This window comes from Seonamhaeicola marinus (genome assembly GCF_008085455.1).
Map to the genome: position 1 here is coordinate 1 of NZ_VSDQ01000629.1, position 732 is coordinate 732.

At 37.3% G+C, this 732-nt stretch carries 1 protein-coding gene; it reads left to right on the forward strand.

Annotated features, from left to right (window positions below; all coding sequences use genetic code 11):
* On the forward strand, positions 1-732 hold a 732-nt coding region (gene sufB / locus FUA24_RS10915; RefSeq protein ID WP_148542217.1), incomplete at both ends, for a Fe-S cluster assembly protein SufB.

The following is a 732-nucleotide window of genomic DNA, read 5'->3' on the forward strand; positions in this document are numbered from 1 at the left end:
TACTGGCAACTTTTGATAAACTTGGTATTTCATTAGACGAGCAAAAAAAATTAGCAGGTGTGGCTATGGATGTAGTTGTTGATTCTGTTTCAGTAGCAACAACCTTTAAAGAAACACTTGCAGAACAAGGTATTATTTTTATGAGTATTTCTGAAGCCATAAAAAAACATCCAGACCTTGTAAAAAAATATATTGGCACTGTAGTGCCACAAAAAGATAATTTTTATGCCGCATTAAACAGTGCTGTTTTTAGTGATGGTAGTTTTTGCTACATACCAAAAGGCGTAAGATGCCCTATGGAACTATCAACATATTTCCGTATAAACCAAGCAGGAACAGGCCAATTTGAGCGCACATTAGTAATTGCTGATCAAGGCAGCTACGTAAGTTATCTTGAGGGTTGTACAGCACCAAGCAGAGACGAAAACCAATTACACGCAGCTGTTGTTGAGCTAATTGCACTTGATGATGCCGAAATAAAATACTCTACAGTACAAAACTGGTTTCCTGGAAATGCCGAAGGTAAAGGTGGTGTTTACAATTTTGTAACCAAAAGAGGCCTGTGCGAAACCAATGCAAAAATTTCATGGACACAAGTAGAAACTGGTTCTGCAGTAACTTGGAAATACCCATCGTGTGTATTAAAAGGTGATAATTCTGTGGGCGAATTTTATTCTATAGCTGTAACCAATAATTACCAACAAGCTGATACCGGAACAAAAATGATTCACC